The 18,383-nt window shown below is 62.6% G+C and carries 20 protein-coding genes; 18 read left to right on the forward strand and 2 right to left on the reverse strand.

Annotation, left to right across the window (positions count from 1 at the left end; genetic code table 11):
* Positions 1-4: 4 nt before the first annotated feature.
* From CWR53_RS06860 to murB, 7 genes are read left to right on the forward strand one after another with little or no spacing between them, the layout of a single operon-like run.
* Positions 5-640: a MotA/TolQ/ExbB proton channel family protein gene (locus CWR53_RS06860; RefSeq protein WP_027919457.1), complete on the forward strand. Its 636-nt coding sequence runs from the start codon at positions 5-7 to the stop codon at positions 638-640.
* Entirely contained in the window at positions 637-1,071 is a 435-nt protein-coding gene (locus tag CWR53_RS06865; protein ID WP_100851112.1) for a biopolymer transporter ExbD, read from the forward strand. The genes CWR53_RS06860 and CWR53_RS06865 overlap by 4 nt, the downstream gene beginning before the upstream one ends.
* The gene (lpxK, locus tag CWR53_RS06870; protein WP_058605754.1) at positions 1,071-2,072 is read left to right on the forward strand and encodes a tetraacyldisaccharide 4'-kinase; all 1,002 of its coding nucleotides are present in this window, start codon (positions 1,071-1,073) and stop codon (positions 2,070-2,072) included. The genes CWR53_RS06865 and lpxK overlap by 1 nt, the downstream gene beginning before the upstream one ends.
* Before the next feature lie 43 nt (positions 2,073-2,115).
* Entirely contained in the window at positions 2,116-2,301 is a 186-nt protein-coding gene (locus CWR53_RS06875; RefSeq protein WP_003247142.1) for a Trm112 family protein, read from the forward strand.
* Positions 2,298-3,059, forward strand: a complete 762-nt coding sequence (kdsB, locus tag CWR53_RS06880) for a 3-deoxy-manno-octulosonate cytidylyltransferase (protein ID WP_058605753.1) — start codon at positions 2,298-2,300, stop codon at positions 3,057-3,059. The genes CWR53_RS06875 and kdsB overlap by 4 nt, the downstream gene beginning before the upstream one ends.
* The gene (locus tag CWR53_RS06885) at positions 3,059-3,523 is read left to right on the forward strand and encodes a low molecular weight protein-tyrosine-phosphatase (protein WP_058605752.1); all 465 of its coding nucleotides are present in this window, start codon (positions 3,059-3,061) and stop codon (positions 3,521-3,523) included. Before kdsB ends, CWR53_RS06885 begins: the two co-directional genes overlap by 1 nt.
* Positions 3,520-4,539 carry a UDP-N-acetylmuramate dehydrogenase gene (murB, locus tag CWR53_RS06890; RefSeq protein ID WP_100851113.1) on the forward strand — a complete coding sequence of 340 codons (1,020 nt, stop codon included), beginning with the start codon at positions 3,520-3,522 and terminating at the stop codon, positions 4,537-4,539. Before CWR53_RS06885 ends, murB begins: the two co-directional genes overlap by 4 nt.
* Positions 4,540-4,651: 112 nt before the next feature.
* On the opposite strand, the gene rne is transcribed toward murB, so the two are convergent.
* A complete protein-coding gene (rne, locus tag CWR53_RS06895) occupies positions 4,652-7,975 on the reverse strand; it encodes a ribonuclease E (protein WP_100851114.1) in 3,324 nt (1,107 codons plus the stop codon).
* Between the two features lie 794 nt (positions 7,976-8,769).
* Between rne and rluC the strand changes: the two genes are divergently transcribed.
* The 3 genes from rluC to CWR53_RS06915 are packed head-to-tail and all read left to right on the forward strand — an operon-like array spanning position 8,770 to position 11,395.
* Entirely contained in the window at positions 8,770-9,726 is a 957-nt protein-coding gene (rluC, locus tag CWR53_RS06905; RefSeq protein WP_058605749.1) for a 23S rRNA pseudouridine(955/2504/2580) synthase RluC, read from the forward strand.
* Complete coding sequence (locus CWR53_RS06910; protein ID WP_100851115.1) at positions 9,716-10,390, forward strand: HAD family hydrolase; 675 nt, start codon at positions 9,716-9,718, stop codon at positions 10,388-10,390. Before rluC ends, CWR53_RS06910 begins: the two co-directional genes overlap by 11 nt.
* Positions 10,391-10,396: 6 nt before the next feature.
* The gene (locus CWR53_RS06915) at positions 10,397-11,395 is read left to right on the forward strand and encodes a S49 family peptidase (protein ID WP_100851116.1); all 999 of its coding nucleotides are present in this window, start codon (positions 10,397-10,399) and stop codon (positions 11,393-11,395) included.
* A 43-nt stretch (positions 11,396-11,438) separates the two neighbouring features.
* On the opposite strand, the gene CWR53_RS06920 is transcribed toward CWR53_RS06915, so the two are convergent.
* Positions 11,439-12,017 carry a nucleoside triphosphate pyrophosphatase gene (locus tag CWR53_RS06920; protein WP_100851117.1) on the reverse strand — a complete coding sequence of 193 codons (579 nt, stop codon included), beginning with the start codon at positions 12,015-12,017 and terminating at the stop codon, positions 11,439-11,441.
* Between the two features lie 95 nt (positions 12,018-12,112).
* Between CWR53_RS06920 and CWR53_RS06925 the strand changes: the two genes are divergently transcribed.
* The 8 genes from CWR53_RS06925 to pabC all read left to right on the forward strand — a co-directional run bounded on the left by CWR53_RS06925 (position 12,113) and on the right by pabC (position 18,379).
* The gene (locus tag CWR53_RS06925) at positions 12,113-12,640 is read left to right on the forward strand and encodes a YceD family protein (protein ID WP_033728387.1); all 528 of its coding nucleotides are present in this window, start codon (positions 12,113-12,115) and stop codon (positions 12,638-12,640) included.
* 13 nt (positions 12,641-12,653) lie between these two features.
* Positions 12,654-12,836 (forward strand): 50S ribosomal protein L32, encoded by a 183-nt coding sequence (gene rpmF, locus CWR53_RS06930; RefSeq protein WP_008096416.1) that lies wholly within the window; start codon positions 12,654-12,656, stop codon positions 12,834-12,836.
* A gap of 3 nt (positions 12,837-12,839) precedes the next feature.
* Positions 12,840-13,850: a phosphate acyltransferase PlsX gene (gene plsX, locus CWR53_RS06935; protein WP_100851118.1), complete on the forward strand. Its 1,011-nt coding sequence runs from the start codon at positions 12,840-12,842 to the stop codon at positions 13,848-13,850.
* Positions 13,851-13,997: 147 nt separating this feature from the next.
* Entirely contained in the window at positions 13,998-14,936 is a 939-nt protein-coding gene (fabD, locus tag CWR53_RS06940; protein WP_100851119.1) for an ACP S-malonyltransferase, read from the forward strand.
* Between the two features lie 15 nt (positions 14,937-14,951).
* Positions 14,952-15,692 carry a 3-oxoacyl-ACP reductase FabG gene (gene fabG / locus CWR53_RS06945; RefSeq protein WP_100851120.1) on the forward strand — a complete coding sequence of 247 codons (741 nt, stop codon included), beginning with the start codon at positions 14,952-14,954 and terminating at the stop codon, positions 15,690-15,692.
* 203 nt (positions 15,693-15,895) lie between these two features.
* The gene (gene acpP / locus CWR53_RS06950) at positions 15,896-16,132 is read left to right on the forward strand and encodes an acyl carrier protein (RefSeq protein ID WP_027914361.1); all 237 of its coding nucleotides are present in this window, start codon (positions 15,896-15,898) and stop codon (positions 16,130-16,132) included.
* 187 nt (positions 16,133-16,319) lie between these two features.
* Positions 16,320-17,564: a beta-ketoacyl-ACP synthase II gene (fabF, locus tag CWR53_RS06955; protein ID WP_058605743.1), complete on the forward strand. Its 1,245-nt coding sequence runs from the start codon at positions 16,320-16,322 to the stop codon at positions 17,562-17,564.
* The gene (pabC, locus tag CWR53_RS06960; protein WP_058605742.1) at positions 17,564-18,379 is read left to right on the forward strand and encodes an aminodeoxychorismate lyase; all 816 of its coding nucleotides are present in this window, start codon (positions 17,564-17,566) and stop codon (positions 18,377-18,379) included. Before fabF ends, pabC begins: the two co-directional genes overlap by 1 nt.
* Positions 18,380-18,383 lie beyond the last annotated feature (4 nt).

The following is an 18,383-nucleotide window of genomic DNA, read 5'->3' on the forward strand; positions in this document are numbered from 1 at the left end:
TACTGTGTGGGAATTGGTCAAGTCCGGCGGTTGGATGATGCTGCCGATCATTCTGAGTTCCATCGCCGCCATGGCTATCGTCGTCGAACGCCTGTGGACCCTGCGCGCCAGTCGGGTCAGCCCGCCCCACCTGCTGGGCCAGGTGTGGATGTGGATCAAGGACAAGCAACTGACCAGTGACAAGCTCAAGGCCCTGCGTGCCGACTCGCCCTTGGGCGAAATCCTCGCGGCGGGGCTGGCCAACTCGCGTCATGGTCGCGAAATCATGAAAGAGTGCATCGAGGAAGCCGCCTCACGCGTTATCCACGAGCTCGAGCGCTACATCAGCACGCTGGGCACCATCGCCGCCATGGCGCCGCTGCTGGGCCTGCTGGGCACCGTGCTGGGCATGATCGACATCTTCAGCGCGTTCATGGGGTCGCAGATGACCGCCAACGCCGCGGTGCTGGCGGGTGGCATTTCTAAGGCGCTGGTAACCACGGCGGCCGGGCTGATGGTGGGTATCCCGGCGGTGTTCTTCCACCGCTTTCTGCTGCGCCGTATCGACGAGCTGGTGGTCGGTATGGAGCAGGAGGCAATCAAGCTGGTGGAAGTGATTCAGGGTGACCGCGAGGTGGAAGTGGCTGGAGGCAAGGCGTGAAGTTTCGGCGCAATCGCCAGCGCGAGAATATCGACATCAACCTGGCGTCGTTGATCGACGTGGTGTTCGTGCTGTTGCTGTTCTTCGTGGTCACCACCACGTTCACCCGCGAAACCCAGCTACGCGTCGAGTTGCCCGAAGCGGCCAGCGCCGAGCGTGCACCGGGCGATGAGGGCAAGCTGGTAGAAATCACCATCAGTGCCGAAGGGGTGTACTCGGTCAACAACCATCTGCTGCCCAAGAGCGATCTGGCCACCCTCAGCGAGGCCATCGAGCGTGAATCAGGTGGCGACAACAAGCTGCCCCTGGCCATCAGTGCCGACGGCAAGACCCCGCACCAGGCTGTGGTCACCGCAATGGATGCTGCCGGCAAGCTCGGCTTCAGCCAATTGCGCATGACCACCGTCGAGGCGGCCCAGAGCACACCCTGATGACACTAGCCGATCGCCTGCTTGCTGCCTGGTACACCGGCCACCCGGCACTGGCATTGCTGCGTCCGCTGGAAGCGCTGTACCGCTGGGTGGTCAAACGCAAGCGCAGGCGTTTTCTCAATGACAAACGCGCCAGCTATCGCCCTCCGGTGCCCGTCGTCGTGGTGGGAAACATCACCGTTGGCGGTACCGGCAAGACCCCTATGATTCTCTGGCTGATCGAGCACTGCCGCCAGCGGGGGTTGAGGGTGGGAGTGGTCAGCCGTGGCTATGGCGCCAAGCCGCCGCAGTTCCCTTGGCGGGTGGCGGCCGATCAGGCGGCCGAACAGGCAGGCGACGAGCCGCTGTTGATCGTGCAACGTACCGGTGTGCCGCTGATGATCGATCCGGACCGCGCACGTGCGGTGCAGGCCCTGCTGGTCAGCGAACCCCTGGACTTGATTCTGTGTGACGACGGCATGCAGCACTACCGCCTGGCGCGAGACCTGGAATTGGTATTGATCGACGCAGCCCGCGGCCTGGGCAATCGCCGATGCCTACCGGCCGGCCCCTTGCGCGAGCCTGTCGAGCGTCTGAAAGCGGCCGACGCGGCATTGTTCAATGGTGCAGCACAAGACAGTGCTGAGGGCTTCGGTTTTCGCCTGCAGCCCAGCGCGTTGGTCAACCTGCGCACGGGCGAGCGCCGTGCACTCGACCATTTTCCCGCAGGCCAGCGCCTGCATGCGGTGGCCGGCATTGGTAACCCGCAGCGTTTTTTCAATACCTTGCAGGGCCTAGGCTGGCAGCCGCTGCCGCATCCCTTTGCCGACCACGCGCAATTCAATGCCCGAAACCTTGCCTTCACACCGCCACTGCCGCTGATCATGACCGAGAAGGATGCGGTGAAGTGCCGCTCTTTTGCCGCCGAGAACTGGTGGTACCTGGCTGTAGAAGCACAACCCACGCCGGCATTTGGCACTTGGTTCGACCTGCAGTTGCAACGTTTGCTACCCAAGCCCTGATCCCGTTTTCAATTTCGGCCTTCTGGCCTAGAGGAAGCCTTCAATGGACACCAAACTGCTCGATATCCTGGCCTGCCCGATCACCAAGGGCCCGCTCAAGCTCAGCGCCGACAAGACCGAGCTGATCAGCAAGGGCGCCGGCCTTGCCTATCCCATTCGCGACGGTATCCCGGTAATGCTGGAAAGCGAGGCACGTACCCTGACCGATGATGAGCGCCTGGACAAATGAACCTGGACTTCACCGTCGTCATTCCAGCCCGCCTGCGCTCCACACGCCTGCCAGGCAAGCCCCTGCTGCCCATCGCCGGTAAGCCAATGGTGCAACACGTATGGGAACAGGCGCGCAGGAGTGCCGCCAGTCGCGTTGTCATCGCAACCGACGATGCCAGTATCTTTGAGGCTTGCCAGGCATTTGGCGCTGAAGTGCTGATGACCCGCGTTGACCATGAGTCCGGCACCGACCGTCTGGCCGAAGTGGCCGTGCAGCTCGGCCTGCCCAGCGAGGCCATCGTGGTCAACGTGCAAGGTGACGAGCCGCTGATCCCGCCGGTGATCATCGACCAAGTAGCCGCCAACCTGGCGGCTAATCCGCACGCCGGTATCGCGACTTTGGCCGAGCCCATCCATGAGCCGCAAGCGGTGTTCAACCCCAACGCAGTCAAGGTAGTGAGCGACAAGAACGGCCTGGCCCTGAGCTTTAGCCGTGCGCCGCTGCCGTGGGCGCGCGATGCGTTTGCCAAAGGCCAGGAGCTGCCGGCCGGTGTGCCTTACCGCCGCCATATTGGCATGTACGCCTACCGGGTTGGTTTCCTCCATGATTTCGTCGGTTGGGGCCCATGCTGGCTGGAGCAGACCGAAGCGCTGGAGCAGCTGCGTGCGTTGTGGCACGGCGTGCGTATCCATGTGGAGGATGCCATCGAGGCACCTGCCGTGGGCGTGGACACCCCTGAAGACCTGGAGCGCGTACGGCGCTTGCTGGAGGCCTGATGCGCGTTCTGTTCGTGTGCCTGGGTAACATCTGTCGCTCGCCGACTGCCGAAGGCGTACTGCGTCATCAACTGCAGGCCGCCGGGCTTGCCGATCAGGTGCAGGTGGCCTCGGCCGGCACGGGCGACTGGCACGTTGGCAAGGCGCCCGACGGGCGCAGCCTCAAGGCCGCACTGGCACGTGGCTATGACCTGTCGAAACAGCGCGCCCAGCAAGTCAAAGTGGAGCACTTTGCCGAGTTCGACCTGGTACTGGCGATGGATCAGAGCAACCTGCGCGATTTGCGTGCCCTGCGCCCGCCCACGGCGGTAGGCGAGCTCGACCTGTTTTTGCGCCGCTACGGTTCTGCGCTCGATGAAGTCCCAGACCCGTACTATGGCGGTGCCGATGGTTTCGAGCAGGTGCTCGACCTGATCGAAACCGCCTGCCAAGCGCTGGTCGTGGAAATCAAGGGGCGGTTATGACCGGGCAATGGCAAGAGCAGGTCTCGCTCAAGCCGTACAACACGTTTGGCATCGACGTGAAAGCGCGCTACTTCAGCCAAGCCAAAGACGACCTGCAGGTGCGTCAGGCGCTGGACGCTGCGCAGCAGCAGGGTGTACCCGTGCTGGTGATCGGCGGGGGCAGCAACCTGCTGCTGACCCGCGATGTCGATGCCCTGGTGCTGCACGTCTCAAGCCAGGGCCGCCACGTGGTCAGCGACGATGGTGAGCGCGTTGTGGTCGAGGCCGAGGCGGGTGAAGCCTGGCACCCGTTCGTGCAGTGGACGCTTGCGCAGGGCTTTTGCGGGTTGGAGAACCTCAGCCTGATTCCCGGCACAGTGGGTGCTGCCCCCATGCAGAACGTGGGCGCTTATGGCGTAGAGATCAAGGATGTCTTCGCCGGCCTGACCGCGCTGGACCGCAAGACGGGTGACGTCCGTGACTTCGCCTTGGCCGACTGCGCGTTCGGCTACCGTGACAGCGTGTTCAAGCGTAACCCTGGTCGCTGGCTGATCCTGCGTGTGCGCTTCGCCTTGAGTCGCACCTTGCAGGCGCGCTTGGATTACGGCCCGGTGCGTCAGCGCCTGGCCGAGCAGGGCACCACCGCGCTCACTGCGCAGGCCATCAGCGATGCCATCTGTAGCATTCGTCGTGAGAAATTGCCTGATCCGGCCGAGCTGGGTAATGCCGGGAGCTTTTTCAAGAACCCCGTGGTTGCGGCGCAGGTGGTTGAGCGTATCCGTACGCAATATCCAGATGTCATTGCTTACCCGCAGGCCGATGGCCAGGCGAAGCTGGCAGCGGGCTGGCTGATCGAACAGGCGGGCTGGAAGGGTTATCGAGAAGGCGATGCCGGGGTGCATCGCCTGCAGTCGCTGGTGCTGGTCAACTATGGCCAGGCGAGCGGGGCGCAAATGCACGCCCTGGCGCGGCGGATCCAGGTCGACATTCATGAGCGGTTCGGGGTTGAGCTTGAGATGGAGCCCAATCTCTATTGATGCTCCCTACGGCGACTTCTAGGCGCCGTGTCCGCCCACTAACGTAAACGCCCGACCAAGAAAAAGCCCCGCCAGTTCGCACTGGCGGGGCTTTTTCATTCAGCCTTGGCTATCAACCCTGGTGGGTTTTTTGCTCGTCGGCGGTCTCTGGTGTTGGCTCGTCGGTAGCAGCGGCAGCCTGAGCTGCTTTGGCGGCAGCCTCGGCTTCACGCTTGCGGCGCCGCACTTCACGTGGATCGTTTGGTGCGCGGCCGTTGGACAGCATGACGGTGGCAGGCTCTGCCGCGGCAGCGGGGGCTGGCTCAGGCTCAGGCTCAGGCGCAACCGTTTCAGGCGCGGCCAAAACCTCTGGCTGTGCCTCTACCGCCGGGGCAGGCTGTTCGGCAACCGGGGCGACCTCGATCACAGAGGGTGCCTGCTCGATTTCGCCGGCTTCGATGGCCGGGGCTTCTGCAGGCACTTCGGTGATTAGCGCTTCGGGTGCCTGAACGTCTGCCGGGGCTTCAACGACTGCGGTTTCGGTGGTCGCGGCTGGCTCAGCAATGGGCGCCTGTTCGATTACCGGCTGCGGGGCGACTTCGACCACTGGCACGGCCGAGGCCTCGACAAATGGCGCTGGCTCGCTGATCGGTTGCTCGACCACTGGGGCCACGGCGACCGCTTCTGCTGGAACTACAGTTTCAGCTTGCTCGGCCGGTTGAGCGATTTCGCTGCTGTCGGTTGGGGCAACAGCGGCGACTTCGGCAGTAGCGCGCTCGGCCTGCTGATTGGCCTGGGCTTCGGCGTCGGTGCTGATGTTGCTGGTTGCAACCGCAGCGGTCACTGCAATACCTGCGGCCAGCTCTGCGCCCAGCTCGGTGGCCTGGCGCTGTTGAGGCTGCTCTTCGCTGCCTTCTTCTTCGCCGTCGATCAGCTCACCGTTGGCGTTGCGCTGGCGCTCGCGACGGTTGCTGCGGCGACGCTGGCCACGCGACCGGCGGCGCGGACGCTCGCCATCGTTGCCGTCCTGCTCGTCCTGTAGCTGCTCTTCGTTCGGCAGTTGCTCTTCGGCCATTTCGGCAGCGTGTTCGGCAGCTTCCTCGGTCGCGCGTGGCTGACGTTCTTCACGAGGTTGGCGCGGGGCGCGTTCTTCCCGGGCGGCACGCTCTTCGCGAGGCGCTCGGTCTTCACGTGGAGCACGCTCTTCGCGAGGCGCGCGGTCTTCACGTGGAGCGCGTTCTTCTCGAGGCGCGCGATCTTCACGCGGAGCACGCTCTTCGCGAGGTGCGCGGTCTTCACGTGGAGCCCGTTCTTCGCGAGGCGCACGCTCTTCACGTGGAGTACGTTCTTCGCGAGCTACACGCTCTTCACGGGGCTGACGCTCCTCGCGTTCTACTGGCGGTGTAGCGTCCAACGGCTCGCGCAGTTCACGCACGCGCTCTTCGCCACGGTTGCCGCGACGGTCTTCGCGAGACTGGCGTGGTGCACGCTCTTCGCGCGGTGCGCGTTCTTCTCGTGGGACGCGTTCTTCACGCGCAGCACGCTCCTCGCGTGGCTGGCGATCCTCGCGCGGGGTACGTTCGGCACGTTCTTCACGCGACTTGCGCTCTTCATCGCGGCGACCGTTGCGGTTACGGCTCTGCTGGCGTCCGTTACGGCGTTCCTCGTTACGCGGGCTGCGTTCGGTAGTCGGCTTTTCAGCAGCAGGGGCGACAGGGGCGGCAGCAGGTTCTTCCTTGCCAGCGAACAGGCTCACCAGCGACTTCACCAGGCCCTTGAACAGGCTTGGCTCCGGGGCGCTTGGGGCAGGGGCGGCGGCTGGCGCAGGCTGTGGCACCTCGCTGGCTGGCACGGGTGCATTCGCACGGGCCGGGGCGGTTTTCACGGCGGCTTCCTGGCGAACCAGGGTGCGGGTGGCGGTTGGCTGTGGCGCTTCTTCGGTCTCGCTGGCAGCGATTTCGTAGCTGGACTGGTTGTTCAACACCTCGGGATTGTCGTCGCGCAGGCGCTGGACTTCGAAGTGTGGGGTTTCCAGGTGATCGTTTGGCAGGATGATGATGCGCGCACGGGTGCGCAGCTCGATCTTGGTGATGGAGTTGCGCTTCTCGTTGAGCAGGAAGGCGGCCACCGGGATCGGCACCTGGGCACGGACTTCGGCAGTGCGATCCTTCAATGCCTCTTCTTCGATCAGACGCAGGATAGCCAGCGACAGCGATTCCACGTCACGGATGATGCCGGTGCCCGAGCAGCGCGGGCAGACGATGCCGCTGCTTTCGCCCAGCGACGGACGCAGGCGTTGACGGGACATTTCCAACAGGCCGAAGCGCGAGATGCGGCCAACCTGCACGCGAGCGCGGTCGGCCTCGAGGCATTCACGCACACGCTCTTCCACGGCGCGCTGGTTCTTGGCAGGGGTCATGTCGATGAAGTCGATGACGATCAGGCCGCCGATGTCGCGCAGACGCAGCTGACGGGCGATTTCCTCAGCCGCTTCCAGGTTGGTCTGCAGGGCGGTTTCCTCGATGTCGCTGCCCTTGGTGGCGCGCGCCGAGTTGATGTCGATGGACACCAGCGCTTCGGTCGGATCGATCACGATCGAGCCGCCCGATGGCAGCTCGACCACGCGCTGGAAAGCAGTCTCGATCTGGCTTTCGATCTGGAAGCGGTTGAACAGCGGGACGCTGTCTTCGTACAGCTTGACCTTGCTGGCGTATTGCGGCATGACCTGGCGAATGAAGGTCAGGGCTTCTTCCTGGGCATCAATGCTGTCGATCAGCACTTCGCCGATGTCCTGGCGCAGGTAGTCGCGGATGGCGCGGATGATGACGTTGCTTTCCTGGTAGATCAGGAACGGCGCGGCGCGGTCCAGCGAGGCTTCCTTGATGGCGGTCCACAGCTGCAGCAGGTAGTCCAGGTCCCACTGCATCTCTTCGCTGCTGCGGCCAAGGCCCGCGGTGCGAACGATCAGGCCCATGTCGCCTGGTACGGTCAGGCCATTGAGCGCTTCGCGCAACTCGTTGCGCTCTTCACCTTCGATGCGACGGGAAATGCCACCGGCGCGCGGGTTGTTGGGCATCAGCACCAGGTAGCGGCCGGCCAGGCTGATGAAGGTGGTGAGGGCCGCGCCTTTGTTGCCGCGCTCTTCCTTCTCGACCTGGACGATGACTTCCTGGCCTTCGCTGAGCACTTCCTTGATGTTGACGCGGCCTTCAGGGGCCTTCTTGAAGTATTCGCGGGAGATTTCTTTCAACGGCAGGAAGCCGTGACGTTCGGAGCCGAAGTCGACGAAGGCGGCTTCGAGGCTGGGTTCGATGCGAGTGATCTTGCCTTTGTAGATGTTGGCCTTTTTCTGCTCACGTGCACCGGATTCGATATCCAGGTCGTAGAGGCGTTGGCCGTCCACCAGGGCTACGCGCAACTCTTCGGGTTGAGTGGCGTTAATCAGCATTCTTTTCATGTTGTACCGTCGGTTTCCGGGCTGCCGGAAACGGCGTTCGGCACACACGACGTCTCATGGTCGGTGCCAAGGTGCGCAAAGGGTGGCTAACCACCCCCGTGTCGAGCAACGTTCGGCACCAGCCGGTTGCCCAGCCTGCCGTTGTCGCGACGACGCGTCCTGTTTTGCTGCGGTGCCAACAAGGCCCCGGAGGCTTCGAATTGTTATCCGAATCAACCAAGCGGGCCTGGTGCACTCAGTCAGGAGGAGGAATCAACCTTCAGCCGTGGACGCCCAGGGGCATCTGTTCAGGACCTTATCCGCTCGCCAGCCGTACGATGGGGCTGGTGGCCGGACGCGGTGCTACACGGTCCGAGGGCTGTGCATCTCCACCCTGCACGTATCCCTGATAATTCGGGTGCTGCCGCGCGCTGAATCCGCAACGGGTTGCATTTTTCGCCAGCGCGATTCTGCGCTGGCGCCATTCATGTCCAAGGCAGGTATTTCCGAGGCATTCGCCATGGGTTGCGTGGAAGCGACGGGCGGGCAGAGGTACTGCGAAAAGAAGCGTGTAAGCAGGTTGGACACCGCACTTGTCGTTTATTTTCGGTCTTCTCTACACGGCGCTGGTGGCGATTCCAGGCAATTCGGTAAACTGGCGAACCCCCGTAGGACGGCCTCGCGTCCTGGAGAATTGCGAAGGTCAGTGACTGGCGCACAGCCTGATTCCACTGGCCTGCCGCTTATGGCGGCGTTCGCGACTATAGCAGCAATGATTAAGTGCTTCAATTCCATAAAAATTGTATGATTGCGCCATGACAACCAATACCTCTCCGACTTCCGGCGTTCAGCTGATTGAAGTCGCGCCGGAACTTGCCGGCCAGCGTATCGACAACTTTCTCATCACAGCCCTCAAGGGTGTGCCCAAGACCTTGGTCTATCGCATCCTGCGCAAGGGCGAGGTGCGGGTGAACAAGGGTCGGGTCAAGCCCGAGTACAAGATCCAGGCAGGCGACATCGTGCGGGTGCCGCCCGTGCGACTGCCTGAGCGCGACGAGCCGGCCCCGGTGGCCCAGGGGCTGCTGCAGCGGCTCGAAGCTGCCATCGTTCACGAAGACAAGGCGTTGATCGTGATGAACAAGCCTGCCGGGATCGCCGTGCATGGCGGTAGCGGGCTGAGCTTTGGCGTGATCGAGGCGCTGCGTCAGTTGCGCCCCGATGCCAAGGAGCTGGAGCTGGTGCATCGCCTGGACCGGGACACCTCAGGCCTGCTGATGATTGCCAAGAAGCGCAGCATGCTGCGCCACCTGCATGCTGCGCTGCGCGGGGATGGCGTGGACAAGCGCTACATGGCCCTGGTGCGCGGCCACTGGCCAACTGCGAAGAAGCAAGTCAATGCACCACTGCTCAAGAGCAACCTGCGCTCAGGCGAGCGTATGGTCGAAGTCAACGACGAAGGCAAGGAAGCGCTGACCCTGTTCCGTGTACTGCGCCGCTTCGGCGACTTCGCCACCCTCGTGGAGGCGCGCCCGATCACGGGGCGTACCCACCAGATTCGCGTGCACGCCCTGCATGCCGGGCACATGATCGCGGGCGACAGCAAGTATGGCGACGAGGATTTCAGTCGCGAAATCCGCGACCTGGGCGGCAAGCGGCTTTTCCTGCACGCCTACGCACTGACGGTGCCGCTTCCGGACGGTGGGGAGCTCAAGCTGGAGGCGCCCGTGGATGAAATGTGGGCCAAGACCGTGGAGCGTTTGAGTGCGCCGTGACTACACGCTGCTGATCTTCGACTGGGACGGCACCCTGGCCGACTCCGTCGGGCGCATTGTCGAGGCCATGCAGGTCGCTGCCAAGCGTGCCGGCCAAGCGCCCAGTCAGGAACAGGCCATCAAGGGGATCATCGGGCTGTCGCTGGCTGAGGCGATCCACACCCTTTATCCGCACCTGACGCATGAGCAGGTGGAGCGCTTTCGTCAGCATTATGCCGATGTCTACACGGCACTCGATCAGCAGCCTTCGCCGCTGTTCGACGACGTCGCCGAATCGCTGGCCGCCTTTCGCGCCGAGGGCTATCGAATGGCGGTGGCTACCGGCAAGGCGCGCCGCGGCCTTGACAGGGTGCTCAAGGCCAATGGCCTTGAGCGGTTTTTCGATATCACGCGTGCGGCGGATGAGACGCGCGGCAAGCCGCACCCCTTGATGCTCGAACAAATACTTGATCATTGCGGTGTCGAACCGGGTCGGGCGCTGATGGTCGGAGATTCTGCGTTCGATCTGCAGATGGCCAGCAACGCGGGGATGCACTGCGTGGCTGTAGGTTATGGCGCGATGTCACTCCAGGCGCTGGCTGAGTTCGGGCCGCAGGTTTGCATCGATCACTTTGGCCAGCTGCGTCAGTGGCTGTCCGGTTCCACAGGTCCATTTTCGAGGTAGGTGAGCATGGCAGGCGAATGGAAGGCTCCCGAGGCCGAGCCCGAGGAGCGCGAGGAGCGCGAGGAGCGCAAAAGTTGGAAGCTGCTGGAAAAGACCTTGCTGGCGGGTATCCAGGAGCAGCGCCGGTCGCGACGCTGGGGTATCTTTTTCAAGCTGCTGACGTTCATCTACCTCTTTGGCATCCTGGCGCTGTTCCTGCCCTGGACCGACATGGACAAGGCTGCCTCGCGCAGTGCCAGTCATACGGCCCTTGTGGAAGTGCGCGGGGTCATCGCCGACCAGGAGGCTGCCAGTGCCGACAACATCGTCAAAGGCCTGCGCGATGCCTTCAAGGATGGCAAGACCAAGGCCGTGGTCCTGCGCATCAACAGCCCAGGCGGCAGCCCTGTTCAGGCGGGCTATGTGTATGACGAGATTCGCCGCCTGCGTGGCGAGCACCCCGGCGTCAAGCTGTACGCCGTCATTACCGACCTGGGTGCGTCAGGAGCCTATTACATCGCCAGTGCGGCCGATGAGATCTATGCCGACAAGGCCAGTCTGGTCGGGTCGATCGGCGTGACGGCTGCGGGCTACGGTTTCGTAGGTGCCATGGACAAGCTCGGCGTGGAGCGCCGGCTCTATACGTCCGGTGAGCACAAGGCATTTCTCGATCCGTTCTCGCCGCAGAAGCCTGAAGAAACTCAATTCTGGCAGGGTGTGCTGGACACCACCCACAACCAGTTCATCGCCATGGTCAAGCAAGGGCGGGGCGAGCGACTCAAGGACAAGGATCACCCGGAGCTGTTCAGCGGCCTGGTCTGGTCCGGCGAGCAGGCCAAGGCGCTTGGTCTGATCGATGGCCTGGGCAGCGCCAGCTATGTGGCGCGTGAGGTGGTGGGCGAAAAGGATCTGGTTGATTTCACCGTGCAGGAATCGCCATTTGACCGTTTCTCCAAGCGCATGGGTGCCAGCGTGGCAGAGCGCCTGGCCATGTGGATGGGTTTCCGGGGCCCGCAACTGCGCTAAGGCCAGTCGCCTTTGTGGGGGCGGTGCACGCCCCCTGGTCTGGCTACGGGACGCGCACCCCTTCCAGGGCCAGCATGTCGACGAGCCGTATCAGTGGGAGCCCCACCAGGCTGGTCGCATCGCGTCCCTCGGTGCTTTCGAACAGGCTCACCCCAAGCCCTTCGGCCTTGAAGCTTCCGGCGCAGTCGAGGGGCATTTCCGCTGCCACGTAGCGTTCGATGCGTTCACGGTCCAGCACCCGCAGCTTCACGGTAAACGGCACGCAGTCCACCTGGCACTGCCCGGTGGCGCTGTTGAGCAGCGCCACTGCGGTAAGAAACGTCACCTGTTGGCCGCTGCAGGCGAGCAACTGTTCGCAGGCTCGCTCGACCGTGTGGGGTTTGCCCAGAATGTGCTCGCCTAGCACTGCGACCTGGTCCGAGCCGATGATCAAGTGGTTTGGGTGGCTGCCTGCAAGGGCTTGGGCTTTTTGCATGGCCAGGCGCCGGACCAGGTCGATTGCAGGCTCTGCTGGCTGGCGCGTTTCGTCTATGTCAGGGCTTGCCCAGGTAAACGGAAGCTGCAAGCGCGCGAGCAGCTCGCGACGGTAAAGGGAACTGGAAGCCAGTAACAGTGCAAGCATGGTAAGCTCCTGATTCGGTTGAACCCATCCTATCACGCACGATGCCACCAAATTCCTTTGACAGGGACGGGGGGCATCCCTAGAATGCTGCGCCTATGTTGAATGACCCGATTCCACCTCACGTTGACCCGCGCAAATTGGCTGATCGTGGCGTAACCCTTAGCGGTTCGCTACCACTCGCTGATTTGGAAAGACTCTGCGACCCGCTTTCCGACGATGTCGGTACGGTGCAGGCGAAGTTCGATTTTGAACGAGACGAACAGCATACTGTGGTTATCCACAGCGAGCTGGATGTCGAGGTCAAGATGGTTTGCCAGCGTTGTCTTGAGCTGGTCACCCTGCCGATCCACAGCGAGTGTACCTACGCCGTGGTGAAGGAGGGTGCGAATACCCAGTCGTTGCCGAAAGGCTATGACGTGCTGGAACTGGGCGAAGATCCTTTGGATCTGCAGGCGCTGATCGAGGAAGAGCTGTTGCTCGCCTTGCCCATCGTGCCTGCTCATCATCCGGAAGAATGCCAGCAGCCGGCGGGCGCAGACGAGCCCGACTCGAGCAAGGACGAGGTATCGCGGTCCAACCCGTTCAGTGTTTTGGCGCAGTTAAAGCGTGACCCAAACGTTTAGGAGTTAATCAATTATGGCTGTTCAGCAGAACAAAAAATCCCGCTCTGCCCGTGACATGCGTCGTTCGCACGATGCCCTGTCGGAAAACGCGCTGTCGGTAGAGAAGTCCACCGGCGAAGTGCACCTGCGCCACCACGTTTCGCCAGAAGGCGTATACCGTGGTCGCAAAGTGATCGATAAGGGCGCTGACGAGTAATCCTTGTCCGCTCAGATCATCGCGATCGACGCAATGGGCGGGGACTTCGGTCCCCGCAGCATTGTCCAGGCTAGCATCGCCTGCCTGTCGGCTACCCCCTCGCTTCACCTGACCCTCGTCGGTCAATCCTCCCTCTTGGAAGAACTTGTCAGCGGCTTTTCAGCTGCCGATCGCGCGCGCCTGCAGATTCTCAATGCCGCAGAAGTGATCGGTATGGACGAGCGGCCTTCACAGGCATTGCGCGGCAAACCCGATTCATCCATGCGTGTTGCCTTGGAATTGGTGCGTGACGGCAAGGCCCAGGCCTGTGTCAGCGCCGGTAATACCGGGGCCCTGATGGCGCTGTCTCGCGCCGTGCTCAAGACGTTGCCAGGCATTGATCGTCCAGCCATGGTGGCTGCCATCCCGACACGCACCGGCTACTGCCAGCTGCTTGACCTTGGCGCCAATGTCGACTGCACGGCCGAGCAGCTTCACCAGTTTGCGGTCATGGGGTCGGTGGCGGCGCAGGCGCTGGGCGTGCAGCGCCCGCGTGTGGCTCTGCTGAACGTGGGTACCGAAGACATAAAGGGTAACCAGCAAGTCAGGCTGGCGGCGAACCTTTTGCAAGGGGCTCGCGGCCTCAATTACGTCGGCTTCATCGAAGGTGACGGCTTGTACAGAGGGGCCGCGGACGTGGTGGTCTGCGACGGCTTCGTTGGCAATATCCTGCTCAAGTCCAGCGAAGGGTTGGCCACCATGGTTGCGCAGCGTATCGAGCAGACCTTCAGGCGCGGCCTGTTGTCGCGCCTGGCGGGCGCTGTGGCCATGCCGCTGCTCAAACGCGTGCAGGCCGATCTGGCCCCGGCGCGGCACAACGGTGCCAGCTTTCTGGGGTTGCAGGGCATCGTCGTCAAAAGCCACGGCGCGGCAGGCGTTGAGGGGTTTCAGAGTGCGATCCAGCGCGCCCTGATCGAAATTCAGGAGAATTTGCCCAGGCGCCTTCATGGTCGCCTGGAGGATTTACTCAAGTAATGTGATGCGAGCCCGCGCTTAGCGGTCTTGCCGACGAAATGCTTAAATGTGACCGCAGGGTTTCGGTCTTCATCCAAATGTTCAGATTCCGCGCCTGGCATGCGCCAGGCGCCTCTATCCGACGACAAGATCATAAGGGCTTGTTCAATGTCTGCATCTCTCGCATTCGTCTTTCCAGGTCAAGGTTCCCAGTCGCTGGGCATGCTCGCAGAACTCGGTGCCGAGAAGCCGGTGATCATCGAGACCTTCAAGGAAGCTTCCAAGGCGCTGGGTTACGACCTCTGGAAACTGGTTCAGGAAGGTCCGCAAGAGCAACTCGATCAGACTGATAAGACCCAGCCAGCCATTCTGACAGCCTCCATTGCGCTGTGGCGCCTGTGGCTCGAGGAGGGCGGCGCCAAGCCTGCATTCGTCTCGGGTCATAGCCTGGGCGAGTACAGTGCTTTGGTCGCAGCGGGCAGCATCAGCCTCAAGGACGCCGTTCGCCTGGTCGAGCGCCGCGGCCAACTGATGCAGGAAGCCGTGCCTGCTGGGCACGGTGCCATGGCCGCAATCCTGGGGCTGGACGACGCCGTCGTGGTGCAGATCTGCACCGAAGCGGCTGAAGACGAGGTCGTCAGCGCGGTCAATTTCAATTCGCCGGGCCAAGTGGTGATTGCCGGTAACAAAGCCGCAGTGGACCGGGCCATGGAGCTGTGCAAGGCAAAGGGCGCCAAGCGCGCCTTGCCGCTGGCAGTCAGCGTACCGTCGCACTGCGCGCTGATGAAGCCTGCGGCCGAACGATTTGCCGCCGCGGTCAATGCCATCGATTGGCAGGCGCCACAGATTCCGGTTGTGCAGAACGTGACAGCCGCCATCGCACCCGATCTGGATGCGCTCAAGCGTGATCTGCTGGCGCAGTTGTATCAGCCCGTGCGCTGGGTCGAGTGCGTCCAGGCGCTGGCTGCCAACGGTGCGGTCAACCTGGTCGAGTGCGGTCCGGGCAAGGTCCTGGCTGGCCTCAACAAGCGCTGCGCCGATGGCGTAACCACCTACAACCTCAACACCCCTGACGCCGTTGCCGCCACGCGTGCGGCACTGGCCTGATTTGGAGAAGCTTGCATGAGCCTGCAAGGTAAAGTTGCACTGGTCACTGGCGCCAGCCGTGGCATTGGCCAGGCCATCGCCCTGGAACTGGGTCGCCAAGGCGCCACCGTCATCGGTACTGCGACCTCGGCCTCCGGTGCCGAGCGTATCGCCGCGACCCTGAAGGAGCATGGCATTGCCGGTACCGGCATGGAGCTGAACGTGACCAGCGCCGAATCGGTTGATTCGGTACTGTCGGCCATTGGCGAGCAGTTCGGTGCGCCGACCATTCTGGTGAACAATGCGGGTATCACGCGTGACAACCTGATGCTGCGCATGAAGGACGACGAGTGGTTCGATGTCATCGATACCAACCTCAACAGCCTCTACCGTCTGTCCAAGGGCGTGTTGCGCGGCATGACCAAGGCGCGCTGGGGCCGTATCATCAGCATCGGCTCGGTGGTCGGCGCCATGGGTAACGCTGGCCAGGCCAACTATGCGGCGGCCAAGGCCGGTCTCGAAGGCTTCAGTCGCGCCCTGGCGCGTGAAGTGGGCTCGCGCGGTATCACCGTCAACTCGGTCACGCCGGGCTTCATCGATACCGACATGACCCGCGAGCTGCCAGAAGCGCAGCGCGAAGCCCTGCAGACCCAGATTCCGCTGGGCCGCCTGGGTCATGCAGATGAAATCGCCAAGGTGGTTTCGTTCCTGGCCTCTGACGGTGCAGCGTACGTGACGGGCGCAACCGTGCCCGTCAACGGCGGGATGTACATGTAATATCGCCGGTCAATGTGACGGATTTCGTAAAAAAAGAGTCATACTGCGAGCCTAAAATCCGTTATAAAGCTGCAATCAGATTCCAGGCGGCTGGTCGTGGGACTAGGCTGAAGGCGCGTTGAGCTTGAAAAGCGAACGTTCTTCTATAAAATTAGCCACCGGCCAGCTGCCTGACATATATCCATTAGGAGTGAAAACTAGGTATGAGCACCATCGAAGAACGCGTCAAGAAAATCGTCGCCGAGCAACTGGGCGTCAAGGAAGAAGAAGTGACCAACGAGAAGTCCTTCGTCGATGACCTGGGTGCCGATTCGCTTGACACCGTTGAGCTGGTGATGGCTCTGGAAGAGGAATTCGAGACCGAGATTCCTGACGAAGAAGCCGAGAAGATCACTACCGTTCAAGCTGCCATCGACTACGTCAACAGCCACCAGGCCTAAGACGCTGTAGTCGACGCTTCTTGTCGGGAAAAACCGCACTGCCTTGACTGGCGTGCGGTTTTTTCTTTGCAAGCTTCGGCTGTCGCCGTGTCGGCTGCCAAGCCCCGCATCAAGAGCTTGTTGCCATTTCATTCCGTCCAACTGGATGCAATGGCAAGAAACTCTGTCATTAGAAAAGGAGAGTACTGTGTCGCGTAGACGCGTCGTGGTCACCGGTATGGGCATGCTGTCGCCACTGGGTACGGATGTACCGAGCACGTGGCAGGGCATTCTGGCTGGCCGCAGTGGCATCGGTCCGATCGAGCATACGGATCTTTCTGCCTACTCCACCCGTTTTGGTGGCTCGGTGAAGGGCTTCGAGGTTGAGCAATACTTGTCGGCCAAAGAGGCTCGCAAGCTGGACCTGTTCATTCAGTACGGCTTGGCAGCCGGTTTTCAGGCAGTGCGCAACGCTGGCCTGGAAGTGACCGACGCCAACCGTGAGCGCATCGGCGTGGCCATGGGCTCGGGCATCGGTGGCCTGACCAATATCGAGGAGACCAGCCGTACATTGCACGACGCAGGCCCTCGGCGTATCTCGCCGTTCTTCGTCCCTGGCTCGATCATCAACATGATCTCCGGCTTCCTGTCGATCCACCTGGGTCTGCAAGGGCCGAACTACGCCATCGCCACCGCCTGTACCACCGGTACCCATTGCATCGGCATGGCTGCGCGCAATATTGCGCACGGTGAGGCCGATGTCATGATCGCCGGCGGCGCTGAAATGGCCGCCTGTGGGCTGGGCATGGGTGGGTTTGGCGCATCGCGCGCGCTTTCTACCCGCAACGATGAGCCTGCGCGGGCCAGTCGTCCCTGGGACAAAGGCCGTGACGGCTTCGTCCTGTCCGACGGGGCCGGTGCATTGGTGCTCGAAGAGCTTGAGCACGCCAAGGCGCGGGGTGCAACGATCTACGCCGAGCTCGCAGGGTTTGGCATGAGCGGCGATGCCTATCACATGACGTCGCCGCCCGAATCGGGTGAAGGTGCAGCCCGTTGCATGGTCAATGCCCTGCGCGATGCCGGCGTGCAGCCTCAGGAGGTCAGCTACATCAACGCCCACGGCACCTCGACACCGGCTGGAGACCTGGCCGAAGTGGCAGCCATCAAGCGCGTGTTCGGCGAGCATGCCTATAAGCTGGCCGTCAGCTCCACCAAGTCGATGACCGGGCACCTGCTGGGGGCTGCCGGTGCGGTGGAGGCGATCTTCAGCGTGTTGGCGATCAACAGCCAGATGGCGCCGCCGACCATAAACCTGGATGAGCCAGACGAAGGCTGTGACCTGGACTTCGTGCCGCACCAGGCCCGCAGCATGCCAATCGATGTCGTGCTGTCCAATTCGTTCGGCTTTGGTGGCACCAACGGCTCCCTGGTGTTCCGCCGGTTCGCCGAGTGATGCAAAGCTGGGTCGATGGCACGCCTGCGGCTGCGATCAACCTGCACAATCGCGGGTTGGCCTACGGGGATGGTCTGTTCGAGACGTTCGCTGTACGCCATGGGCGGCCCTTGCTGCTGGATGAGCACATGGCGCGTCTGGCACTGGGCTGTCAGCGCCTGTCCATCGCCACTGACGTGGCCCTGGCGGCCGATGAGGTAAGGCGCTATGCCGCTCAGCTGGGTGAGGGCGTGGCCAAGCTGATCCTGATCCGCGGCGACAGCCAGCGCGGATATGCACCCGCGGCCGGTGTCGCGGCGCGGCGTATCCTGCAAGCCAGCCCGTTGCCCAGCTACCCAGCCGAACACGCCGACGTGGGCGTGCGCCTGTTCATGTGCCAGACCCGGCTTGGGGAACAACCCTTGCTGGCAGGGCTCAAACACCTCAACCGCCTCGAGCAGGTGCTGGCACGTTCCGAATGGCAGGACGGCGAACATGCCGAAGGCCTGATGCGTGACGGGCAGGGCAGGCTGATCGAAGGTGTCTACAGCAACCTGTTTCTGATTAAGCAAGGCACGCTTCTTACTGCCAGGCTTGATCGTTGCGGGGTGGCAGGCGTGATGCGCGCCGCACTGCTGGCGCGGGCGGAGATGATGAACATCCCGGTGCAAGTGCGTGACCTGGCGTACGATGAGCTCGCACAAGCTGATGAAGTATTCGTTTGCAATAGTGTCTACGGCATCTGGCCCGTCCGCGCCGCAGGCGCGCTAAACTGGCGGCCTGGCCCGCTCACCCGTACGTTGCAGGCCGTTGCCCGTACGTTACTGGAAACCTGAATTC

Origin of the sequence: Pseudomonas sp. SGAir0191 (genome assembly GCF_002812565.2) — a bacterium.
Taxonomy (GTDB): domain Bacteria; phylum Pseudomonadota; class Gammaproteobacteria; order Pseudomonadales; family Pseudomonadaceae; genus Aquipseudomonas; species Aquipseudomonas parafulva_B.